Origin of the sequence: Paenibacillus sp. HW567 (genome assembly GCF_000374185.1) — a bacterium.
Taxonomy (GTDB): domain Bacteria; phylum Bacillota; class Bacilli; order Paenibacillales; family Paenibacillaceae; genus Paenibacillus_AQ.
Map to the genome: position 1 here is coordinate 925,923 of NZ_KB910518.1, position 24,867 is coordinate 950,789.

General features: G+C 51.3%; 14 protein-coding genes. 11 read left to right on the plus strand and 3 right to left on the minus strand.

Annotation, left to right across the window (positions count from 1 at the left end; translation table 11 throughout):
- The first annotated feature begins 41 nt into the window (after positions 1 to 41).
- The 8 genes from B212_RS0104225 to B212_RS0104260 all read left to right on the plus strand — a co-directional run bounded on the left by B212_RS0104225 (position 42) and on the right by B212_RS0104260 (position 15,239).
- Positions 42 to 1,802, plus strand: coding sequence for a histidine kinase (locus B212_RS0104225; protein ID WP_019909152.1), 1,761 nt, complete (start codon positions 42 to 44; stop codon positions 1,800 to 1,802).
- Positions 1,780 to 3,372 (plus strand): response regulator transcription factor, encoded by a 1,593-nt coding sequence (locus B212_RS35205; RefSeq protein ID WP_019909153.1) that lies wholly within the window; start codon positions 1,780 to 1,782, stop codon positions 3,370 to 3,372. The genes B212_RS0104225 and B212_RS35205 overlap by 23 nt, the downstream gene beginning before the upstream one ends.
- 113 nt (positions 3,373 to 3,485) lie before the next feature.
- Entirely contained in the window at positions 3,486 to 4,832 is a 1,347-nt protein-coding gene (locus B212_RS0104235; protein ID WP_019909154.1) for an ABC transporter substrate-binding protein, read from the plus strand.
- A 209-nt stretch (positions 4,833 to 5,041) separates the two neighbouring features.
- Positions 5,042 to 10,108, plus strand: coding sequence for an S-layer homology domain-containing protein (locus B212_RS33675; protein WP_019909156.1), 5,067 nt, complete (start codon positions 5,042 to 5,044; stop codon positions 10,106 to 10,108).
- A 32-nt stretch (positions 10,109 to 10,140) separates the two neighbouring features.
- Complete coding sequence (locus B212_RS0104245; protein ID WP_019909158.1) at positions 10,141 to 12,198, plus strand: glycosyl hydrolase 115 family protein; 2,058 nt, start codon at positions 10,141 to 10,143, stop codon at positions 12,196 to 12,198.
- 172 nt (positions 12,199 to 12,370) lie between these two features.
- Positions 12,371 to 12,907, plus strand: coding sequence for an RNA polymerase sigma factor (locus B212_RS0104250; protein ID WP_019909159.1), 537 nt, complete (start codon positions 12,371 to 12,373; stop codon positions 12,905 to 12,907).
- Positions 12,904 to 14,052 carry a hypothetical protein gene (locus tag B212_RS0104255; protein ID WP_019909160.1) on the plus strand — a complete coding sequence of 383 codons (1,149 nt, stop codon included), beginning with the start codon at positions 12,904 to 12,906 and terminating at the stop codon, positions 14,050 to 14,052. Before B212_RS0104250 ends, B212_RS0104255 begins: the two co-directional genes overlap by 4 nt.
- 161 nt (positions 14,053 to 14,213) lie before the next feature.
- Entirely contained in the window at positions 14,214 to 15,239 is a 1,026-nt protein-coding gene (locus B212_RS0104260; protein WP_019909161.1) for a substrate-binding domain-containing protein, read from the plus strand.
- A 155-nt stretch (positions 15,240 to 15,394) separates the two neighbouring features.
- Here B212_RS0104260 and B212_RS0104265 read toward each other — a convergent pair whose 3' ends face one another.
- Positions 15,395 to 16,348, minus strand: coding sequence for a sugar kinase (locus B212_RS0104265; protein ID WP_019909162.1), 954 nt, complete (start codon positions 16,346 to 16,348; stop codon positions 15,395 to 15,397).
- Between the two features lie 340 nt (positions 16,349 to 16,688).
- On the opposite strand from B212_RS0104265, the gene B212_RS0104270 reads away from it, so the two are divergent.
- A complete protein-coding gene (locus tag B212_RS0104270) occupies positions 16,689 to 17,330 on the plus strand; it encodes a bifunctional 2-keto-4-hydroxyglutarate aldolase/2-keto-3-deoxy-6-phosphogluconate aldolase (RefSeq protein ID WP_019909163.1) in 642 nt (213 codons plus the stop codon).
- Positions 17,331 to 17,415: 85 nt separating this feature from the next.
- Here B212_RS0104270 and B212_RS0104275 read toward each other — a convergent pair whose 3' ends face one another.
- Positions 17,416 to 19,032 (minus strand): extracellular solute-binding protein, encoded by a 1,617-nt coding sequence (locus tag B212_RS0104275; protein WP_019909166.1) that lies wholly within the window; start codon positions 19,030 to 19,032, stop codon positions 17,416 to 17,418.
- The gene (locus B212_RS0104280) at positions 19,029 to 21,389 is read right to left on the minus strand and encodes a helix-turn-helix domain-containing protein (RefSeq protein ID WP_019909167.1); all 2,361 of its coding nucleotides are present in this window, start codon (positions 21,387 to 21,389) and stop codon (positions 19,029 to 19,031) included. The genes B212_RS0104275 and B212_RS0104280 overlap by 4 nt, the downstream gene beginning before the upstream one ends.
- Before the next feature lie 208 nt (positions 21,390 to 21,597).
- On the opposite strand from B212_RS0104280, the gene B212_RS30765 reads away from it, so the two are divergent.
- Together B212_RS30765 and B212_RS0104290 are read left to right on the plus strand one after the other, a co-directional pair.
- Entirely contained in the window at positions 21,598 to 24,180 is a 2,583-nt protein-coding gene (locus B212_RS30765; RefSeq protein ID WP_019909168.1) for an S-layer homology domain-containing protein, read from the plus strand.
- A gap of 208 nt (positions 24,181 to 24,388) precedes the next feature.
- Positions 24,389 to 24,619, plus strand: coding sequence for a hypothetical protein (locus tag B212_RS0104290; RefSeq protein ID WP_019909169.1), 231 nt, complete (start codon positions 24,389 to 24,391; stop codon positions 24,617 to 24,619).
- Positions 24,620 to 24,867: the final 248 nt, after the last annotated feature.

Consider the following 24,867-nt stretch of genomic DNA (forward strand, 5'->3'; position numbering starts at 1 on the left):
GCGGCTTTCTTTTTCTTTATCTGATCTACGGAGGATTCCACATGCGGGTGAACCCCTTTAAAACGCTGCGCATCGATGTTGTTTTCTTTTTTGGCTTCACCTTGATCGTTACGATCCTGGTAGGTCTGATCCTCGTTTTCAGTTATATCAACGGGTCCAGAGAGATTGCGGACAACACCTCGTATTACCAGCAGAAGCTGCTGATTGAGCTGCATAAGAAGCTGAACACCAACCTGGAGGATATTGAGCAAAGCTCCAACACAGCTGCGCAGAATTTTAACGAGCGGTATGAAGAGATGCTGGACGGCAATCAGTATGACCAGGTACGGGGACAGACAAGCATACGCTCCCAATTGAACAATTATGTATTCAGCATGCCGATCCTGCAATCAATTCATGTCTATTCCGACCTGACACCGTCTTACAATGTGCAGGAATTTGTCCAGTTTCTGCCAATCGGACAGATGGAGCGTGAACCCTGGTACGATGATCTCCGCAACTCCGATTATGCCTGGCTGAGCGAACGGACTATTAAGACCAACAATGGGGACACTTCGGTTATCAGTTTTGCGCGCAAGGTCTATAACCGCTTCAACAGGGCTTTTGCTGTGATGGTATTCAATGTCCAGGTCCCAGCCTTCAAAGCTCTGATTGCTACCGAAGACAGCCGTTCCAATCTGGCGCTGCTGGATGCCACGGGCAAGCTGATTACGAATACCGGAGATGCCTCTTTCTTTCTGCAGCATGAGGATCAAATCCAGGCTCAACTGGAAGCACAGGTTACCGGAGCCAAGCGGACTGGTGATGAATTTCTCGTCTGGTCCTCCTCGCTGGATTCCCAGTGGTCCTTAGTGGAAATAACCTCTTGGAGGCAGATCACTGCCGGAAGTCTGAAGCAGACCAAAATCATTCTTGCTCTTGGAATCGCTACCATTGTGATGATTCTGCTGCTTGCCGTCTTTCTATCCCGCCAGTTCGTCAAGCCCATAGGGCTGGTGTTGAAAGCCATGAGCAATTTCTCGCTCAGCAAAAGGACGCCGCTGCCGGATGATTACAAAAATGAGTTCGGCCGTCTGTTCCAGGGCTATGAGAAGCTGACTTATAGAATTGAAGAGCTCTATGACAGCCTGGAGCGGCAGCATGAGCAGCAGCGTGCGGCAGAGATAAAGGCGCTGCAGATGATGATCAATCCTCATTTTCTGTACAACTCTCTGGATCAGGTCAATTGGATGGCCATTGAGGCCTCGCAGCCGCAGATCAGCAGCATGCTGTCGCATTTGGGCCAATTCTTCCGGCTTGCTCTGTCGAGCAGCGACAGTCTTGTTCCATTGTCAGAGGAGTTGGCTCATATTGAGAGCTATTTACAGTTTCAGAAAATACGCTGGGAGGACCGGCTGGAGTACCGCTTGATAATCACCGATGAGGCCAAAAGCTTGTTCGTGCCGAAAATCATTCTGCAGCCTTTTGTGGAGAATGCCTTCATCCACGGCTTTCATGGCAAACAGCAGGCCTCGCTGACGATTGCCGTCAGCATCCTGGAAGGCCAGCTGCTTCAGATTGTTATTATGGATAACGGCCGTCAGCTGCAGAAGAACTGGATGGAGAAGCGCAGTGCTAAGGGAGGGTACGGGCTGTGGAATGTCCGTGAGCGGATTGAAGCGATGTTTGGCGATGTCAATGGTTTTGGCTTTACGCTGGAAAATTCGCCGAAAGGCGGTACACAAGCTATCATCAGCCTGCCTGTACTTTATTCACCATCACTTAAGGGAGGAACACAGCATGTGGAAAGTAGTCATAATTGATGATGACTTCCAAGTGGTAAGAGGATTGCGCAAAGCGATCCCCTGGGAGGAACTGGACGCGGAATTCGCTGGGGAAGCGATTGACGGGGAGGCTGGTCTCAAGCTGATTGAAGAGGTCAACCCCGACATTGTCCTGACTGATATTTATATGCCGGTTATGAACGGGATACAAATGATTGAACAGTTAAAAGCCGGGAATTTCGCCGGACGGTTTGTGATTTTGAGCGGGTACAATGATTTCGAGTATGCCCGGACGGCGCTTCGTCTCGGAGTGGACGATTATTTAACCAAGCCTGTCACTGTGGATCAAATCCGCAGCGTATTATCGGAAACGATAGAGAAGCTCGAAGAAACTTATCTGCACCGGCTGGAGCATAGCGGAGAACAGGCAGGAGAGAGGGAGGAAGAGCTCCGGCTGGAGGAATGGCTGGTAGCGGAGCTGAACGGCTGGAGCCAGAACACCGAGTCGGCAGTCCCTTGTAAGGGAATGAGGGAGCGGAAGTATACGGTTATGGTTATGGAGGTGCTCTGGACCGAACGCATCCGCAGCATCTCGCTGGCCGATTGGAATCTGTTCAAATTTGCCGTGTCCAACATCGTCACGGAGGTGTTTGGCCAGGAATGGCCGGATTCCTGCTTCGTCTGGTTGTTCGGCAATCATGCAGCGCTGCTGCTCCCATCGGCGGAGTGTGAGCCGGAGGAGAAAATTGTTCAGTCTGCGGACTGCCTCGGGGAGCTTATTGTCAGCAGCATGAAGACTTTTCTTGGTCTGGAAATTCGTTATGGCATCGGAAATGTCAAGCCCGGCTGGAGTGGAATTAAAGCCTCGGGTGACGAGGCCATGCAGAGATTGTTCGAGAAATTGCCGGTCAATCTAAAAGGCGGCAGAATTTTGATGAGCGGGGAAGCGGGTTCAGCGGACGAGGAGTTTTTGCTGACCGATTATTACCAAAGTATAACCAAAGCGCTGCAGGAGGAACGCGATGACGAGGTAATGCACCTCATCCGCCTGTACTTGAACCGCAAACAGCCCGAGCAGACCGGGGATCCCTTGGCTTACCGTGTGCTTGCGGCAGAGCTGTGGACACTGCTGCACAACGCCATCCTGATGGCAGGACTGCCAGATAAAAGGGTAGATGAAGGCTTGGCTCTGCGCGAGCTGAGTGAAATGACCGAGCTTCCCAAGATAGAGGAGTGGCTGGAGACGCTGATCCGCGGGCTCCGCAAGGCGCAGGTTCCGGCAATCCAGGAGAAGCACCGCAAAGCTGTGCAGTTCATGACCGAATATATACATAACCACTATGCCGAGGATATCACGCTGGAGCTTTTGGCCTCACAGCTATATATCTCCAAAAATTATTTGAACCAGCTATTCAAAAAGGTGACCGGAGAAACCTTCACCAACTATGTAATCCGCGTGCGGATTGAGAAGGCCAAAGCACTGCTTCTGGACGGCAGCCACCTGATCTATGAGGTCTCAGAAATGGTCGGCTACCAGAATGTTCCTTATTTTAGCACACTCTTCAAAAAGTACTGTGGTGTCAGTCCAAGTGAACTCATGAAACGATAGTTTGTAGTGGATATTGAAAGATTTGTGTTCATTACTCTTCTATACGATGAATAAGCCGGGTGTTACTATCGAGCTATAAATGTTGGCTGAGCTGACAGAAGGGGGAAGTTACAATGCACAAAATGGCAAAGAAAAGTTTTCTTGCAATCGCTTTAATGATGATGGTTTCGACGTCTGCGGCTTGCGGAAATAACAGCAATAACGGCGCGTCATCGAACAATACGGAGGGCGGCAATACCGCCGCCACGACTGCTCCGGCGGCATCGGCCGGAGATTCTGGCGATAAGGTGACGCTCACAGTAGCATGGTGGGGCTCCCAGGCCAGACATGACGCTACTTTGAAAGCGCTTGAACAATATAAAGCGCTGAATCCCAATGTTACGTTTCAGACCCAGTTTTCAGGCTGGGACGGCTATTTTGACAAGCTGGCAGTACAATACTCGGCGAAAAGTGCGCCGGATATCATCCAGATGGATGCGGCTTACCTGAATGACTACGCTGGCAGAGGCCTGCTGGCTGATCTGAAGGATGTCAACGTGGACAATATTGAGGCAGCTACAGTGGACGGCGGGAAAGTAAACGGCACCCAATTTGCCATGCCGCTGGGCGTTGCTGCACTTGGGATGGTGTATGACAAGACTGTTGTTGAGAAGCTGGGTCTGGAAGCGCCTAAATTTGGCTGGACCTGGGATGATTATTACGCCTTCGGCGAAGCGGCCAAAGCGAAGCTTGGCGAGGATAAATATGTGTTCGCCGATCAAAGCGCCGATCTGGTTGACTATACTGCCTATCAATACAGCATGGGTAAGGGATATATTTTTGACAAGGACGGCCATCTCAGCATCGACAAGGACACATGGATCGGCTTCATGACCAAGATGGATGAGCTGCGCAAGAAAGGGATTTTGACTCCGGCAGATATCACCACAACTGATAAAGAGCTTGATCCGCAGCTGGACAGCGTCATCAACGGCAATGCTGTGATGCGCCATCTGTTCTCCAATCAGGTCGGCTCCATTGAAGCGCTGAAGCCCGATGCCTTCGGATATGCCTCCATGCCGAAAGGTACGGAAGCAGGCGGCTGGCTGAAACCGGGGATGTTCTGGAGTGTGAACGCCCAATCGGCCCATCAGGCAGAAGCCGTCAAATTCGTTGACTGGTTCGTGAATAATGAAGAGGCGGGCAAAACCCTGGGTCTGACACGCGGCACACCGGTCAACTCGAAAGTGGTGGAAGCCCTCACACCTACCTTCAGCGCTGCCGATAAAACCTCGCTGGATTTCCTGAATCAGGTAACACCGGATGCGCAGCAGTTTATTAATGACCCTCAAGGCTGGGGAAATTTCAAAAATGATTATAAAACGGTCGTAGAAAAGCTGCAGTTTGGACAATCCACGCCGGAAGAGGCCTACGCCGAGCTGATGAAGACTGCCGAGAAATACGCAGCGGAAGCCAAATAAAAATGTCTTTGGGACCGGTCGGCGAAAGCGGCCGGTTCTTTTTAAAATAAATGGCGGATAATTGGCCCGCTAAGCAGGCATTTTGTTTTAAAGTGAAAGATTCCTATTCTTTTCTCTCTCATGGAGGGGCAGCAGTATCCTATATAATTGGCACAGATTCATGATAACGCTTTCCTGGGGGAAGCAAAGAATAGAGGAGGTTAGGCATTATGAAGTCAAGAAGGCTTGGCAAAGGGAAAACATGGATGTCCGTGTTGATGATCGCGATAATGCTGTTCGGAATGTATCCGGGTGCTGATCAAACAGAAGCTAGTCCGGTCACAGGCACCATTTATTATCTCGACAGTACGACCGGCAGTGACAGCAATACGGGTACAACTGAGAGCAGCCCATGGAAAACGCTCAACAAAGCAAATGGAACGGTCTTTCAGCCGGGCGACCGGATTCTGCTGAAATCGGGCGGGGCCTGGACGAACCAGACGCTTGCTCCGCAGGGTTCCGGCACAGCGGGAAGTCCGATTATTATCGACCGGTACGGCAGCGGGGATAAACCAAAGATTAAGACAGGCGGGCAATATAACGATGCGGTCACTCTAAGCAACCAGCAGTACTGGGAGATCCGCAATCTGGATGTTTCCAATACGGCTCCGGTAATGGGCACCTTTGCAGAGTCGCTCGGCGATTTCCGCGGCATTCATGTGACCGGCACGGATGCGGGAACCCTGGAGTATTTTCGCATTAACGGTGTAGACGTACATGATGTTTCCGGGGAGATTGCCTGGATCAGTGGAACTGTACCGGCTACACCGGAGCCGGGAATACGCTTTAAGACGGGCTGGGACGGCTCTAAGAAGACCGGTGGGATTGTTTTTGATACTACGGTTGCTGATCCGCTGCACCCGCTGCGAGCTACAGTATTTAACGATGTGATCATCGAGAATTCCACAGTCAAGAATACCTCGTTTGGCGGGATTATATTTAAGCAATATGCGGGTGACGACACCAGCGGCACCGGCATTGTCAGCACCGGCTGGGGCACACGTGATAATGAGACCGACGTTAAATTTACTCCGCATACGAATATTATTATCCGGGGTAACTATATTACACAGAAGGCTACTGATTTTGGCTGCAATGCCATGTACCTTACCGGTGTGAGAGGTGCGCTGGTTGAGAACAACGTCGTCGATGGCGCAGGCACCTCGGGGATTGAGACCTATTATGCCGATGATGTGACCATCCAGTATAACGAGGTATTTGATACCTCGAAAAAAGCGGGCGGAGCCGACTCTAACGGCATCGACCCCGATAAGGGAACCACCAAAATCCTGATTCAGTACAATTATGTGCATGACAATGGGGACGGCATTCTAATCTGCCAATTCGTCTTCGGCAATACAGTGATCCGTTACAATGTGCTCGAGAGCAACACACGTTACCCTGTGTATCTGCATTCTGACAGGAACGCGGTTGCGGAGGTGTACAACAATACCATTTATAACGACGCCAGTGGATATATGATTTATGGTTACGGCTCTTCGTTGAATGGCACTTACAACATACGGAATAATATTCTGTTTACGACACGGGCGGTTCAGGAATTAACGCTGAGCCCAACCATTACGTATGACAACAACAGCTACTATGCATCGAGCGGCACACTTACTGCCCCGGCAGGCGACACCCATGCCCTGACCGGCAACCCGCAGATGGTGAATCCTGGAGCGGGAATTTCTGGATCTGAAGCAAATGGACCGGCGCTGGACAGTCTGAGCGGCTATCAATTCAAGCCAGAGTCCATGCTTATAAACCGGGGGCTGAACATTCTGGAGACTGCATCCGCAGCGGTAAAAGATTTCGCCGGACAGCCCCTCTATAACGGCAACGCCGATCTGGGAGCCTTCGAGTATTATGATGCTTCGCTGACCACTGCCACGCTGGCAGGCCGCGTAACGAACAGTGCTGGAAACGGCATGAGCGGGGTAACGATAAGTGATTATTCCGGTAGCGCCCTGCAAGCTGTGACAGACAGCTCCGGCTATTATGCAATACCCGGCGCAGCTGTAGGCAGTGCAATCAATCTGAGGGCGGTGAAGAACGGCTACACTGAAAGTGAAACCGGTGTCTTCACAGTTGCGGCAGGCAACGTCATTACCCGCGATTTCCAGCTTGCTTCCAATGCGGCAACCGGTTCGGTGACTGGAAAAGTGCTGGATGGTGAATTGGCCGCGGCAGCAGGGGTCACTGTAACGCTGAGTATGGAGGGAACCGCAAGCCAGACGGCTGTGAGTGATCTTAACGGAAGCTACAGCTTCCCTGCTGTCGAACTTGGGGAGAATTATACCTTAACCGCAGTCAAGGAAGGTTATAGAGCAGCGGTGGTATCTGGAATTAAGGTGGAACCGGCGCTTGCCACTTCAGTGCCTGATCTTTATGTAGTCAGCAAGCAATCCACCTTGCTTACTGCCTCCGATTACAATGAGCTGACAACGGGAGCACAGCCCTCAGCGCCTTGGACGGTAACAACGAACGGAGGAAGCGTTAGTGCTGCCGAGCTGCCGAGCACTGCCAACAAAAGCATTAAGCTCACCCGCAGCAGCAACAGCGGCAACACTTCGATGTCGCAGACCTTTGCTGCCGGAACACTAAAAGGCGTAATCACCTTGTCAGCTGATGTTATGAAGCTGGATAATGCGGGCGCAACGAACTGGATCAGTTTGCCTTATGTCTACAGCAGCGCTGGAACGGCAGGTTCGAACGTTGGAGTAGCTCTAGCTTTTTCCAAAGGGCAGATCGTAGCTTACAAAGGGGGAACCTCCACAAATCTAATGCCTTACCAGGCCGGAAAATGGTACAATCTGCGGCTTGTGATGAATACCGGCTCCGGTAAGTATGACCTCTACGTCAATGATGTCCTGGTTCTGGATCAGGCGGCTTTCCGCAATAAAATCGCCGATATCGGCCGCATTGACTATTATGCCAACAGCTCCAACTATGGCACGGCCTATATCGACAATGTGCGGTTGTATCAAGGAATTCCTTATGAGCGCAATGATGCCGGACTGGCGGAACTGACGGCAGATATCGGCCCGCTCGTCAAGCAGGGCGAAGGCTACAGTCTGGAGGTTCCTTACTTTGTGGACTCCCTGCGGCTGACGGCAACGGCAAGCAGTCCAAATATATCTTCTCTGACGGTGAACGGAAATCCGGCTGTGAGCGGACAACCTGCGGAGGAAGTGATGCTGGCTGAAGGAGTCAATACCATCCCGGTAGTGGTTTCTGCTGAGGACGGGAGTACAACTCGTACGGTATATGTGACGATTAACCGCACGCCTGCTGCGCTCGACTCTACCTTGCAAAACCTGCAGGTTGCAGGCAGTGGCGGTGAGGACCTGCTGTTGTCACCGGCATTTTCTTATGATAGAGACAGCTATACGGTGACTGTGCAGGACAACGTCTACGGATTGATGGTGACGCCGGTTGCCGGAGCGCCGGGCACTGAGGTTCGCGTGAACGGCACTGTTCTGGGTAATACCCAGGCTTCTGTAGAGATACCTCTCAGAGACAGCATCAGTGAAATCACTGTAGCAACGGCCTCGGCGGACGGGACGGATTATAGAAGTTATTCGATTACAGTCCATTGGGAAGGAACCTATGATCCCGGTGAACCCGAAATTACCGATTCCTCGGTAAGTCCGTTAAGTGCTGTTTTTGATAAAAATCCGGCGGACAGCCAGGCTGTTGCGCTTGAAGTGCAATGGAACGGCAACAGTCTTACATCTATTAGGAACGGTGAAACGCAGCTTAGTGAAGCGGACTACACCGTAACCGGCAATGTATACAGGATCGGCGTTTCGTATCTGCTTCAGCAGCCGCTGGGCGTATCCTCCCTGGTCTTTGATTTTAATCAGGGAAAGGACGCCACTGTAGACATCCAGATTAAAGATACTACGGATGGGAACGGCGGCACCGGCACTGATCCGGGAACCGGAACTGATCCAGGAACGGGCACTGACCCGGGAACTGGCAGTTCTGGAAGCAGCACTGTTGCTGATGTACCGTCTGTGACTGTCAGCAGCGGTAAGCTGACAGCGAACCCGCAGTCCGCTACCGGATCGGCAGCGATGCAGGTTATTGTTACACAGGAAGCACTGAATCAGGCGCTTGCTTTGGCGGCGGCAGAGGGAGATGGCAGCAAACGGGTAATCATTGCGGTGAATCAGGCTGCAGGTGCCGCTGCTTATGAAGTATCGCTTCCCGCAGCAGCCTTGAACGCCGATGCAATAGGGCAAACCCTGGAGATCCAGACACCGGGGGCAACGGTTGTGCTTCCCGGCGGCATGCTGACCGAAGGCCAGGCGGGTCAAGGGAAAACTGCGGTGCTGAGGATTTCCGCAGGGGATGTCTCAGCTCAATCTTCGGAGATCACTTCGGCAAGCGGGGGAAGACCAGTGGTTGACCTTGACCTTAGCATTGATGGAAAGGTTATTCATTGGCAGAATAGCTCCGTGCCGGTTCAGGTCAGCATTCCTTATACGCTCACTACGGCTGAACTGCTCAATTCCGAATATCTGACGGTATGGTACATTGATGACAATGGCTTGAGTTACCCGGTAACAAGCGCCAAATATAGTCAACATACCCCGGGAACCGGGGTGGTTACCTTTACCGCGCAGCATTTCAGCACCTATGCTGTTGTGATGAACCGTAAATCGTTCACAGATGTAGGGGCTGCCCACTGGGCGAATAAACCTGTCGCAGTACTTGCGGCAAGAGGGATATTAAATGGCGTCTCTGCAGCATCTTTTGCTCCAGCGGCGCAAATTAGCAGAGCCGATTATACCCTCATGCTGGTCCGTGCCCTTGGACTGGACGGTCAGGCGGCGGCTTCCGCATTTACAGATGTCCTGCCAGGCAGCTATTACTATGATGCTGTAAATACAGCTAAGGCACTTGGGATTACGAATGGCAACCCTGACGGAAGCTTTGACCCTAATGCATCCATTACCCGGCAGGAGATGATTGTTATGACTGAGAGGGCCGTTACACTCACAGGTGCTTCCCTCCCTGTCGCTAAGGGCAGTCTATCTGCGGGAGCTGCATCGGGAACACAGATTAGTGACCTTGCATCTGTGGCGGATTACGCGGTGGAAGCAGTGAACCGGATGCTGCAGAGCGGATGGCTGCAGGGCTACAATGGGATGATTCACCCCGGAGGTACAGCCAGCCGCGCAGAAGCGGCGGTTCTGCTGTACAATATTTACAATGAGATGTAAAAATTTATAGAGCACAATAGGAGATGGAGACGATGAGTTCAGCCAGAGAGCTGAGAATCTCAGCCGCAAGCCTATACGATATTCAGACTGGCTGGACACGGCCGCTCGAACATGTCTGGAGCATGATTGCAAGAGACCATGAAGCGGTGTTCGGCCAGGTGCCAGTGCAAGGAATGGCAGCCTCCGTCGTGGTACGTTACGCACAGGAGGAGGATAACTGTCCGGAGTGGCCGGAAGGCTTCTGCTTCCGTTTTGCCGGAAGTTCGGCTGCTCCGGTGCTGCATATTGCCGGCCGTGATGAACTTGGAGTCATCTATGGGTTGCTGCATTACAGCCGGTACGTTCTTGGGGTAGATCCCTTCTGGTTCTGGGCAGAGCTGCCGCCGGCCAAGCGGGAGGTTATTTCTTTGTCCGCTGAGAATTATGACAGCATCCGGCCGAAGGTCCGCTACCGGGGCTGGTTCGTCAATGACGAGGTTTGTCTGATCGGCTGGAAGGAGCAGTATCCTCCGGGTGAGGAGGTGTGGTTGCCGGTTTTTGAAGCGCTGCTGCGCTGCGGTGGCAATATGGTCATTCCGGGTACAGATCTGCCACGGACCGGTATCCATCACCGGCTTGCCGTGGACATGGGGTTATGGATAACCCACCATCATGCCGAGCCGCTTGGGGCGGAGATGTTCCTGCGGGTTTTTCCGGGCAAGCAAGCCAGCTACAAGGAAAATCCAGAGTTGTTCGAGCAGCTCTGGCGGGAAGCCATCCAGCGCCAAAAGGACGAGAAGGTACTGTGGGTGCTCTCCTTCCGGGGCCAGGGCGACAAGCCATTTTGGGAGAATGATCCGGGCTTTGATACACCGGCGAAGCGCGGGCACTTGATCTCCAGTGTCGTCCGCAAGCAGTATGACATGATAAGCGAAGATGTTAAGCAGCCGGTCTGCTGTATGGCGATGTATGGTGAGATTGCCGAGCTGTACAAGCAGGGGCATATTGAGGTTCCCCCGGGTGTAATCAAGATTTGGGCCGACAACGGCTATGGCAAAATGGTCTCACGGCGTCACGGCAATCTGAATCTGCGTGTGCCTGCGCTGCCCGCTGCGGGCGATGAAGGGAAGAACGGAGTCTATTATCACGTAACCTTCCATGATCTGCAGGCTTCTAACCATCTGACGTTGTTCCCCGCTCCAGCGGGGCTGATTGTAGAGGAGTTGGAGGGGGCTTTTGCTGCCGGGGCGGATGAATATTTGCTGGTCAATTCAGGCAACATTTTGCCGCATCTGTATACTTTGGATCTTGCGGCACAACTGTGGACACAGGGAACCGCTGATTCGGAAGGGCAGCTTCAATCCTTCGTAGAGCGGGTGTATACCGCCAACCGGCAGGAGATTGCGGGCCTATACACAAGCTATGCTGAGTGTACAATCGCCTATGGACTCCACGCGGATGACCGCGCTGGCGATGAATTCTATCATCATCCCGCCAGGCAGATCATGGGCCATTGGCTGAAAGGACGGGAAACCGCAGATGAGCGGCTGCTGTGGGCGGCAGACGGCGGCGATTTCCTGGAGCAGGTCCGCTGGTTCAGGGAGAAGGCGGAAGCTGCCATCCCTGGCTGGGAGGAGCTAAGACTACAGTGTCTGCAGCTTATGGAACAGATGCCGGATGCAGAGCGCAGCAGGCTGCACCATCAGTTGCTGGTGCAAATCGAATTGCACTGGAGCGGTTGCCGGGGCCTTGCAGCAATCTGCAGAGCTTACGAGTGCTATCGTGAAGAGCAATATCCAAGAGCCTTCATTCACGCCTCGCATGCAGTCTGGAATTATGATGAAGGCAAGCAGGCGCTTCTTCGCGCAGAGAATGGACGCTGGGAGCATTTCTACCGTGCCGATTGGCTGACCAACCTGGATAATACCATTGATCATGCTAATACGGTCCGTAAATTCCTGCGGATTCAGGGAGACAGCCCTGACATGTTCCTCTGGTACAAAGAGTATTTGATGCCCGAATCCGAAAAGCATATCTATCTGGAGAATACGCACCGCAATCCGCTGCCCGATGATGAATTGGCCCGGCGCTTAGAAGCGAAACTCGGATAACGCGCATTGGATTCAAGTTCAAGATCCCCCAAGCTGAAATTGCTGCTTGGAGGATTTTTTGTTGAATATAGGAACTTACATGTTATCACGACATAAATTTTGTTGTTTATTCCTGGATTTCGGGGGAACCATTTGCGGCCTGAAGAGTCTTATTGGGGGAGAGGTGAGAGAGATGCATAGCGAAGAATTGCCCTATGCCGTGGCGTATGTTCCGGCCATGACATTGCGGGAAATGATGGAGACGTATGGGTCTGATGTGTGGCATTATGCTTTTTTCCTTACCCGCAGCCGCGAGCAGGCGGATGATATCAGCCAAGAGGTATTCCTGAAGGCTTATAAGAACATCGGCAAATACCGCGGCCACTCCACTCTGAAGACCTGGCTGCTGACGATTACACGCAATACGGCCTTCAGCTTCAGACGGAACAGCTTCTGGCGCAGATTCACTCCACTTGGAGACCGGCAAGGACCCGGGCAGGCACCCTCTGCGGAAAAAGAAGCGATTGGCAACCAATATGCTAACCGTATCTGGGAGATCATCATGGCGCTGCCGGATAAACACCGGGAGGTGCTGGTGCTTGATATCCAGCAGAGCTTGTCGATTGCGGAGATGTCCGCTCTGCTTGGCGTGGCTCAGGGGACGGTCAAATCCCGGCTGGCCCGGGCCAGGGAGAAGGTAAAAACGGCGATGAAGGAGGAGGACTTATGACAACTGGACATGAAAGCGAAGATAACAGTGTAATGGCCGGTGAAAAGGAATGGTACGGCAAAGCAGGCCGCAGCCCTTTTGTGGAAGATGGTTTTACTCCGGAGCTAATGGCCCGGATCGAAGCGGCTGCCGATAGTCACCGGGCGGCAAAACGCCGGTTCCATTCCGGCAAAAGCTTGGGGTTCACGTGTCTGGCGGCACTCCTGCTGCTCGGCGTTCTGGTATGGCCGCTTAACGGGTGGGGCAAAGGGGATTTCACCGGAAAGCTCTCTTCGCTGTGGCGCACAAGCACTGGCGCAGCGGTTCAGCCTTCGATTTCTCCACAGACTTATAATCCGCCAATCGGGTCAGCAGAATTTGAGATCGGGGGTATGAAGTACTACATGCCGCTGCCGCTGGATCGAAATAAGGGATTTGCTAAAGCTGTTGAAACATCGGCAGGCATCGTATGGTCACCGCCTCCGCCAAGGGTGGATTACCTTAAACCGAAATATACGCACAATACAGAACCCTACACACTTTATTTGACCCCTAAGGGGCATTCGGAGTTATCGGCCGCTTCAGCCAAAAGAATATATACATTCCCGCTGTATGCAGGAGGGGCGCAAACCTATTTTGAATTAGGATACATCTTTGGCACAGGAGATTATCTTCTCTTTACCCACAGCGCTTATACATTGGGAACGGAGAGGATACCTAACACAGGCAAGATTTCCGTTATAGATATCAGAAAGGCTGAGGAGGGGGAATTGATTGTTCCCAGAGAGCTCCAGGAGTTTGATTCTACTTATAGTTTGTACAAATCCTTCATGGCTATTGATCAGGACAGGGAAGAACTGCTGCTCGTTTATTATACACAGGATGGAAAAGGTGGTTATGTGCAGCATAACAAGCTATATGACATAGCTACCGGGAAAACACAAGTGCTGAGTGGGAGCATCACTACAGAGAAAAAAGATAAGCCAACGTTGAATTCTGGAGAAACCATTGAAGACGACCCAATAGCTTCTGTTACAGCAATCTACGAGGTCAATGGGGAGAAACGCAAGGTTGATACCACTTTTCTTACTGGACGGCAGTGGTTCTACGATTGGTGGTATGAAGAATACGGTGAAAAGATCGACCCGTCTACAATGAACAATTAATGGTGCCAACATAAACCTTGATTTTGATTACTAGATAATTTACTAAAAAAAAGCTATACTTTTTGATATTATCAGAAAGTATGGCTTTTCTGCGTTGAACCGTTCTTGCTGAGCGTGCTGTGGAAGCCGGTGTTTTTCTGTACAAGAGTGGAGCGGAAATGATGAAGAAGCTGACGATTGAAGATGTCGCACAAAAGGCGGGAGTGTCAAAAAGCACGGTCTCGCAATTTTTGAATAAACGGTTCAAGTATATGAGCGAAGCGACCAAAAACCGCATTGCCGAGGTCATTGAGGAGCTGAATTACCAGCCGAACGGCCTCGCCCGCAGTCTGAAGCAGAACCGGACGCATATGGTAGGCATCATTGTGGCAAACATTGATTATTCGCTATCTATCCAGTGCATCAGGGCGATTGAAAATGAGCTGCAGCGGCATGGCATACAGGTGATTATCTGCAACAGCGATGAGAACGCGGACAAAGAAAACACCCACGTGGAGGCGCTTGTGGCCCGCCAGGTGGATGGACTGATTATTTTTCCGGCGGGGGATCATCCGTCTCCCTATACCCGGCTGATCGAAGCGGAATATCCGCTTGTATTCATGGACCGGCTGGTTGAAGGCATCACCACCCAGAGTCTGCTGCTCGACAACGAAATGGCGGTCAAGACAGCGATCAAAGAGCTGACCGGGCAGGGGCATGAGGCGATTGCGATCCTGTCACTGCCGCTTGGCGAGCATGCGATAACTCCCCGCAAGGAACGGATGAGCGGCTACAGGAAAGCGATGGAGGAGGCGGGGCTGGCGCTGAACGACCAGTATGTGCGCAGTGTGCCAAGAGAGGCGATTGCCTCGGCGCTTGATGAGCTGCTGAGTCTGCCGCAGCCGCCGACGGCGCTGCTCGCGGCCAACGATCTTGTGCTGGGGGAAATCCTCAAATATGCGAACCGCCACTCCATAACCATTCCCGGCCAACTGTCTGTAATTGGAATTGACGATGCCGAATTTGCCCGAATCTATAATCCGGCCATTACGACCATCCGCCAGCCCGCCTACGAGATGGGAATGCAGGCAGCCAAAATCATGCTCTCCTTGATCGAGGATCAGGGAGCATCCATGCCGATTACGTACCGTTTTCCGCCTTCGCTGCAGCAAGGGCAATCGGTACAGGCTCCAGCTCCCAAGAAATAAAACGGTTTGGCAGATTGCCGTCGGAATACAATGCCCTTGCGGGAAAAAAGCAAGCTGCCGCAGCAAAAAGCCCTTCACAGCCTAGTTGAGACTGTGAAGGACTTTTTGCTTGACTGCCGCCAGCTTGACGGCAGGGCGCTCTGCTATTCCTCCGCCTAAACGCCAGCCTTCATAAAGGCCTCCAGCCCGTCGCGGACTGGAAGTCCATCCATGTCGCCAGGAGACATGACCGCGAGTGCGCCGATGGCGTTGCCGCGTTTTACGGCTTCGGCTACAGCCAGCTTTTCCAGCATGGCGCTGATCACGCCAACCGCAAAGCCGTCACCGGCGCCGACGGTATCGACAACCGTCTCTACTTTGAAGCCGGCGACGTATCCTTCTGCACCGGACGCTGTTTTGTAATAAGCGCCTTCAGGACCAAGCTTGATGACCACAAGCGAGACCCCGCGTTCCAGATAAAATCCGGCAATCTCCTCCGGTGTATCAAGCCCGGTAAGGGTTCTGCCTTCGCTGAGTCCAGGGAGGAACCAGTCGCAGCGGGTAGCGAGATCGTTGATCGTGTTCACCATAGTCTCCTTATCAGGCCACAGCGTAGGACGCAGATTCGGGTCGAGGGAGACGGTTTTACCGCGCTGCTTCATAAATTCCATCGCATGTATAGAAAATTCGTGGCAGGTTTTCGATAATGCCGAAGAGATGCTCGTCACATGCAGATGCCCGGCGGAAGCAAAATAGGCTTCGTCGAAATCTGCCAGGCTCAGCTTTGAGGCTGCGGAGTTTTTACGGAAATATTCAACCTTGGGGTCGCCGGTCAGCACCTTGGATTTGATCAGCATCCCGGTTGGGAACTCTTTGGTAAAGCTAATGCTGCCGGTATCAATCTGCTCTTTGGTCAGCGCACCGGCGATGAACTGGCCGAAGCTGTCTTCGCCAAGCTTTGTTACGTAGCCGGTCTTGTGTCCAAGACGTGATAACCCGGTCGCCACATTGCTCTCCGCACCGGCCAGCGCTTTGGAAAAGGAAGTAACCTCGTGCAGCGGGCCTGCCTCATTGGCATAAAACATTGCCATCGGCTCCCCGAATGTAACTGCTTCCAGTCGTGTATTCATGAATAGATCCTCCTCAGGGTAATTCTATAAACCCCTGTATAAATGATTTGTAATTTGAAATTATCACATAAAACGGTTTTGTACAATAATACATCACTCATCTGCCGAAAAAAATTACTGTATTTATCTGGAGTTAATTTTAATACCCCTTTATTATAAAGGATTTTTGGAGTTGGAATGAAGTTAGTTAATCCATTTATACAAATTTATATTGACTGCAAACGAGATTATTATTACTATTTTCTTATAGGTTTCGAGAGTGTAGTTAGTAAAATAGATAAATTATTTTATCTAAATAAATATTCTTATCCAGAGGTTGAACCAAGAAAGGGAGTTTACGATGAAGAAGATAAAAGTGTTGCAGAACATCTCATCCGTTGGCGTAGTAGCAGTAATCCGTGCCGACAATGCCGACGATGCATTCAAAATGTCCGTTGCCTGTATTGAAGGCGGACTTAACAACATTGAGGTTACCTTCACAACTCCGGATGCGGATGTAGCGATTAAGCGGCTGGTTGCTGAATACGGAAGCCGTGCGGTCATCGGTGCCGGTACAGTACTTGACCCGCTTACTGCAAGAATCGCCATTCTGGCGGGATCGGAATTCGTAGTTAGTCCTTCTTTTGAAGAAGAAACCGCTAAAATGTGCAATCTCTACGGAATTCCGTATATGCCGGGCTGCATGACGCTGAACGAAATGAAGGAAGCGCTGAAGCTGGGTGTGGACGTGCTCAAGCTGTTCCCGGGCAGCGCCTTCGGACCGGATTATGTCAAAGCTGTCAAAGGCCCTATGCCGCATGTCAACATCATGCCTACCGGCGGCGTAGATTTGAACAACATGGAGAAATGGATAACGAACGGCTGTATCGCCGTAGGCATCGGGGGCAACCTGACCGCACCGGCCAAGGAAGGCCGTTACGACCAGATTACCAAGCTGGCTGCCAAGTATGTGGCGAAATTTAAGGAAATTAAGGGAGCTTAAGCGCACCGCTCCTAATTATCATTAAAAAGCCGCAAGGACGAATGACCAATCCGTCCTTGCGGCTTTTTGCGCCGATAAATTCATTTCACTCATTCGCTTCCCTCAGTACTTCCGCACCGCCTGAGTCCATAAATTCCTGTACGAAATTATCAAATTCACTTAGCGGCCTCTCTCCGGTAATAAAGGAGATATAGGCTTTGTTCTTCAGCTTGATTAGCTCTGGAGCGTACTTGGCAAGGGAGGGAGTTGCCACCTCCAGTGCGTTGTAGATGCCGTCCTGTTCCAAGCCAAGAGTCGATGCCCATTGCTCCCGTCGTCCCTCCTGCTTCACCGGGATGGTCATGCCGATATTTGCGCCAATCTCATTTTGATAATTGATCATAGTATCATATGGCGGCAGAATGACAATATTCTCGGGAAGGGTATCGGTCCAGGTCCAATGTTTGCCTTGCACGCCGAAAGCCATGGCCGCTGCTTCGTTAGGATCAGGGTTTGCGCTAACGTAATCCAAAATACGGAGGATAGTCTCCAGTTTGCCGGGCTCTTTAACGGCATTTGCGCCGATGGCCGTGAAGCTCATTAACATATCGTAGGCTTTGGAGCCGCGTTGTCCATAAGGTCCGGCAAAAGGCCTGCCAAACACCACCCGGGCGTCCGGATTTTTGGCGTTAAGCTCCTTTACGTTAAACGTAGATTGGACCGGAGTTTCTGCAGTGTGACCATTCTGACCATACCTCAAGTCGAGGTAATCCCCATCCTGAATCCAGTGATAGTAATTGCCCATAGAAGTCATACCTATCCGCCCGTTAATAAAGGCATGCGACAGGTGCTTATAGCCGCCCTTATTTTCCCCGGTGATGAACTCGGGATCTATTACGCCATCCTTATACCATTTGCGCAAATACTTCAACGCTTCTCTCATTTCAGGCTGGAGCGCACCAATGACCTTCTTCCCGTCCTTCGTGCTGAAATAGAGCTGATCAGCAAAGACAATCTGCCCGAAGGCGCCGAATACGACATTCATCCCTTCGCTGGATAGCCCATAGGTATCCTTAATACCGTTACCGTCAGGATCGTCGTTGGTGAAGGCATAGATCACCTTCTCGAAATCCGCCAGCGTTTGGGGTACCGGCAGACCTAGCTTATCGAGCCAATCCTGCCGGTAAACAACGGGAGTGCGATAAATGTTGGTCGGATTAATGACAGGGATGCCATAATACTTGCCGTCAATCATCCCGGAATGCTCATAAGCGGGTGCATTCTCCCGAATTGCCCGCATCAGGTTAGGGGCATACGTGTTAAGCGTATCAACGGGAATTTCGGCCAGCACGCCTTGCTGCTGGTATTTCAGCAGGTCCTGCGACTGACGAATGCGGAACAGATCGGGAATGGCCCCCTGAGCCAGTTTCATGTCGAGGAGAGCTTCATATTTGTTATTTTCAAGATTCCATACATCCAGATCAACATTGAATTTATCTTCCACGTACTTGAGCATTTCCGCATCCTTGGGTACCGGCAGATTCTGATGCATCGTCCATGAGATATGGTAGAGCGGAGGGGCGGAAGTAGGAGTGGCCCGTTGTTGTTCCGTTGCGGCCTGCTGCCCCAAGGGCAGACTGCACCCGCTGAGGAAGCTGGTCATCCCTGTTGAAATCAGTACAGCGAGAAGCGCAGTAATACGTTGCCAGCCCTTCTTTTTCATCCTGTAACCTTCCTCACTTTAAGATCCGGCTCGGGCAGTCCCGCCGACGCAATATTGCGCAAATAATGGCCCGGCGTACAGCCGTACACTTCCTTGAACCGCTTAATGAAATAGGCTGTTGTTCCATAGCCCACCGAACTTGCGATCCGCTCGACGGTCATGTTGTTGTTCTCAATCAGCTCCTTGGCCCGCTCCATCCGCCGGGAGGTGATATATTCGGTGTAGGTGACACTGAGCTCCTCCTTAAAAAGCTTGCTCATATATTTGGGGCTGATGAACACTTTTGCCGCCACTGCTTCCAAAGAAAGATCTTCAGCCAGGTTCTCCTCAATATACTGCTTTGCCAGTTCAATCGTGGAGACGGCACGCTCACTGTTGCGCTTCTCCGTCTGTTCGATGAAGGCCGTGACCGATTCCACCAGCCACTCGCGGTAAGTCAGGATATTGTGAAGATTAATGTATTCATGGTACAGATCAGGATGGCCGAACTGAAGGGGATGCTTGTAACGGACATTTTTCACCACATCTGAGTATATGAATACCAAATTCGCCAGCATAAAATGGCAATAATCCGCGGGATACGGTCCCTGGCGCATCTTGTCTATAAGCTGTTGGGCGGTTGCAACCGCCTCCTCGGTCTGCCTGGCATGGAGCTTGTCCCTGAATTTAGCGAGCATGGCCTGCGGGATTTCATCCAGGTTGTGCTCGCGCTGGAGTATGCTGCTGTCCTTCAGTATGTCAAGCTCAGGCAGGAAATAAGCATATTTCATTAATGCCTGTGCCTCATTGAAGCTTCTATGCACATCGGCGAGATCTTGGACCCAGCAGCCTGACGACAAGCGGATATCCGGGTGTAAATGCTCCCGTGCTTCAGACAATAGAAGCTGTGTGAGCTTGTCCAGATGTGCTTCAGATGCCATATCGGTGCATAATATGACCGCCAGCTTCTTGTCGGGCAGCTCTTCGGCAATGAGGCGGCTGTCCTTAAGGGACAGGGACTCCAGCCCGTGAATCAGCCGGGAGAGTATGGCTGGCTGGTTGTCCGGGCTGAGTCCTGTATGGGCTGCCCCTGTACTCAGGAGTAAGCAGCAGTAGTTGTTATATTGCTGTGCAATGCCCAGAGCAGGCAGCTCCTCTGCCCATTGGCTCTGATTATTTCCGCCCAGCAGCAGCTTGAGAACGGCCTTGTGCTTGATTGCCGGGCTGTTCGCCAGCAGGGTCTCCTCCAGATTGCTCACTTTGTTGCTTAATTGGATGAAGGAATGGTCAATCAGCCGGTATTCATTCTTGATATGGTTAGGTACAGGACCGGAAGTGTCCCTGATCCGGTCCACAAGGCGTTTGATCGGTCTGTAATTGGCTTTAACCAGTACCGCTGACAGTGCAAGCCCGATGACGATGGCAATGAGGCAGATGCCGAGAATCAGCTTTTGGACCATGATGGATTGCTCATAATAATAGCTGGCCGGCATTGCGCTGTAGATGGTCCAGCCTGTGGCTGGCAGAGTTTGATAGGACACAACAAAGGGTGTATCCCCGATCTTATCGTCAAAGCTGCCCTTTGGACTCCCGGAAGCCAGTGCCTTCGTGATACTGGCGTCGTATCCGCCCTTTTGTCCCAGAAGAATTTTATGGGCATTGCTGATAGTTCTACCTGAAGGGTTGACAATAAACGTGCTGGTGAACTGCGAAGGCATCATATTTTCTATAATGTTACTGACTGCACTTTCCTTCACATCAATCGCAATGATTACATCTCCGGTCTTGCCACTGGACTGGATAGGATAGCTGTGGGCATATGTGAACAGGGCATTTCCGTTGTCGTCCGCCAGGCTGGAGAAAATGTCCAGCGGTACTTTGCGTGTAGATGTCCACAGGCTATTCTGCCTGCTGGTCCGCATGCTGCCGAGCCAGTCAGCGTAAGAAGCTGCACCTTCCCCTTGATCGGCGTTATACCGCAGGCCGTAAAGTGAAGATAACATAATATTCTGCTTGGGATAATACAGATGAATCGACTGAATCAAGTCCGAATTTCCGGCCACCTTGGATTTGAGCAATTCCTGAAGATCAATGACGCTGTCAAGACTACTCTGGGCAGACGGCTTAGCGAACAGACGAATATCGGCAGATTTGTCGAGCGACAGGTCCAGATAGATCTGCTGCACTCTTTGCAGCACGGTTTCTTCAATAGTCCGGACTGTATTATCAAGAATGAGCTGATTCTTGTTCTGCAATTCTTCATTGTAGCTGCGCGAGAAATAGATATAGAAAAAAGAGCATACAAGCAGCACAATGATGATGACGATGGAACCGTACGAAAGGGCCATACGAGTCCATGCGGAGCTCCATTTTTTCATGAGACATTCCTCCCGGGCAGGATTATACACTAGGCGATTCCATAAAAGTTCGTGATTTATATTAAATGAATGTTAAATGTTATCCAAAAGCGATATTGCTCTAAAATTTATACAATGGGGAAATTGTTTTATTGCTGGTTAGACGGGGCGGGTGCTACATTGAGAGCGGTTTAGACCAACTAAAAAACGATGGGAGAGTCGACACGACTTGAAAACGAAAGCTGCAAAAAACAAGAAGAAGCTGTTCACCACTGCACTGGGCCTGGTAGTCATATCGAGTTCCTTTACGTCAGGTGCTGCGCTTGCAGCGCCAAGCGATCCTTCCATAGCACTTCCGAAGGAGCCGGCCTGGGGATATTTTGTAGATCAATATAAAAAGAATGTCTCTGCCAACATGACCGTTGATACCAATCCGGCACTTGGGACATTATCTAAGTTTTTGGATCTTTGGACACCTGGAAACTCTTGGGACAACGGCACGGAGCTTAACGGCGAGGTGCTGGACTACAACATTGAATATGTAGCCAATATTGCAAAAACCCGTACCAAAGCCGAGGAGGATGCCGCATACTATACGGATCGTACCAACCAAACTTACGGGGCTGTTGACGGGTTGGGTTCGCTTGCTGATGTATACCGTGATAAATCGGGTACCTTCACCACTATTAAGAGTATCCCGGAAGACGCCACAAAAACCAAATACACGGATGGAAACGACTCTAACAAAGCGGGAGATTCCAATTCTGAGCTTGGCAAAATGGTTGACCTGATCGGAATCATTCGCGGTAATTATGCTTCGACATCACCATCGAAAAGCTTCTATCAATATAAGCGTCCTTTCCGCTGGAAGGATACATCCATAATTGTACCGACTCTGGTTCCGGTCATCAGCGACAAACCGTCTTCAGACGGCGGTTTTCCAAGCGGGCATACCAATGCTTCTTATCTTGCCGCACTTGCCTTGGCGTATGCCGTGCCTGAACGGTTCCAGGAGCTGGTGACCCGTGCTTCGGAAATGGGCAACAACCGAATTGTAGCCGGAATGCACTCTCCGCTAGATGTTATGGGAGGCCGTGTGCTCGCAACGGCTCTGGCTGCGTCTGCCCTGGCAGACCCGGACAATCAGACCTTGAAGCAGGAGGCTTATAATCAGGCGCACAGCATTCTGTTGAAGCAGACCGGCACAGCGGAAGACCGCTTCACCGACTACGAGAAGAACAAGGCAGAGTATACTCAGCGCCTGACTTACGGCTTCAAGCAGATTGGTTCTACAACAGTACCTGTAGCAGTGCCGAAAGGAGCAGAAGTATTGCTCGAAACAAGACAGCCTTATCTGAGTGCGGATCAACGCCGCGCTGTGCTGGCTACAACGGGCATCGCATCCGGCTATCCGTTGCTTGATGATCCGGAAGGCTGGGGACGTCTTAATCTGTTTGCTGCAGCGGACGGATACGGTGCATTCAACAGTGATGTCACTGTAGCTATGGATGCCGGCAAGGGAGGCTTCAACGCACTGGACAAATGGCGCAACAATATCTCCGGTACGGGTAAGCTGACGAAGGAAGGCAGCGGCACTCTGAAGCTGCAAGGAATCAATTCGTACTCCGGCGGTACTGAGGTTAATGCAGGTACACTGGAAGGCGATACAGCCTCTGCTTTCGGCAGCGGCAATGTAGTTAACAGCGGCGGTACAGTTACAGAGAGTGTATATGGGAAATGGAACATTGAAGGAAAATTCACACAAGCTGCAGGCGGTACGCTGGAGCTCAACATGGCTACTGCCAATGATGTACTTGACGTTAAGGGCGCTGTAAGCACAGCAGGAACCTTGCGTGTAAATTTCACCAATGGCTATGTGCCTGCTCCGGGTGTAACTACGCTTGTAAGCTATGGCGCTAATCAGCAAAGCGGGACATTTGCCTCCGTTCAGGTAAATGGTCTGCCAAGCCAATATAACGCTCAGGTTGTGTACGAGAGCAACCGGATTGCCCTTGTTGTTACGGATACAACCAATCCGGGAACTTCGACTGGAACAGGCAGCGCCCCTGTCGCTACACCAACACCTACGCCAACACCAGCACCTTCCGCAACATCAACGGGTGCTGCTCCTACTCCGGGCGCTGTAGCTACACCTCCTGCTGCACAGACGACTCCGTTCAAATCAGGTGTTGTCAGCCAGGAAACAGTTCTTAAGACGGTTAATGAAGCAATTGCCGCAACGAAAAATGAGCAAAAGACGCTCAGCGATATTTCGGGTCATTGGGCGAACAGAAACATCGGGGCTGCTGTGAAGCTGCGCATAATTGACGGCTATGAGAACGGTTCGTTCCGGCCTAACGCTTCCGTTACCCGGGCAGAATTTACCGCAATGATTGCCCGTGCGTTCGGTTTCACCGAAAGCTCCGCATCGTCCAGCTTCAAGGATGCACGCTCAAGCTGGGCTGCCGGTTATATCAGTACACTGGCTGATAAGGGGATAATTAGCGGTTACGCAGACGGCAGCTTCAAGCCGAATGCGCCGATCTCCCGCGCCGAGATGGTGACAATCCTTGCACGTGTGCTTGATCTGAACGTGCTGGGCACCAGTGCACCAGTGAGCTTCAGTGATGTGAACAGCGGCTACTGGGCTGCGGAGGCGATTGCTCAAGCTTCGTCCGCCAATCTGGTGCAAGGTCTGTCCGCCTCGGCGTTCTCGCCAAACGGCAAGGCCACTCGTGCTGAAGCTGTGACGATCATCATCCGCGCACTGGAGAGTGACAGCTCGGTCAAGGCGCTCATTCAAGGGTTATAAAAGCAGGTATACGATATTCGGCAGAGACGGATCTTCGGCTTAAGCGAATATTGTAACCTTGGTTGAATTCAAAGGGCGAGAGGATTCGTGTAACGCGAATTCTCCCGCCCTTTTGATTGTGGATGAGGTGTTCAGTATAGAATAGAGATAAATATAATACACTATACAATAGTAGTAGCCTTTTATTATCCCGTCAGGAGTGATTGGAATGTCTGCTCAGGATCATCCGCTTAGCCCGGCTTCTGAGCGGGATGCGCAATATGTGGAAATTGCCAGCAGGCATCATGGCTGCAAGGTGACGGAGGGCCGGATCTACAGGCTGGAGCGCAACTTTAACAATCCGCATATTTTTGATCACGGTGAAGCTTATATTGTGGATGATGAAACCAAAGACAACTACTCCATCTTTATGCTCTGCAAAACTATACTGTATAAGTGATGTATTTATAGGCAGCAAGGCTGCAGCCCCACGTCGTGGGGCTTTATTTACATATAAGTAAGAATAAGTTTCACCCTATTCTTTATCCTTAGATTTCTCGCTGAAACGGATACCGTCCTTTTAGGGACGGTGTAGCCGTTTCTACTTGTTTCATTATTGTAATAATATTCTAAGAAAGAGTATTTGAATGATTCGAGCTTCCCTTGTATGCTTAGTAAGGATTATGGAGTGCGTTCCAAAATATTGAT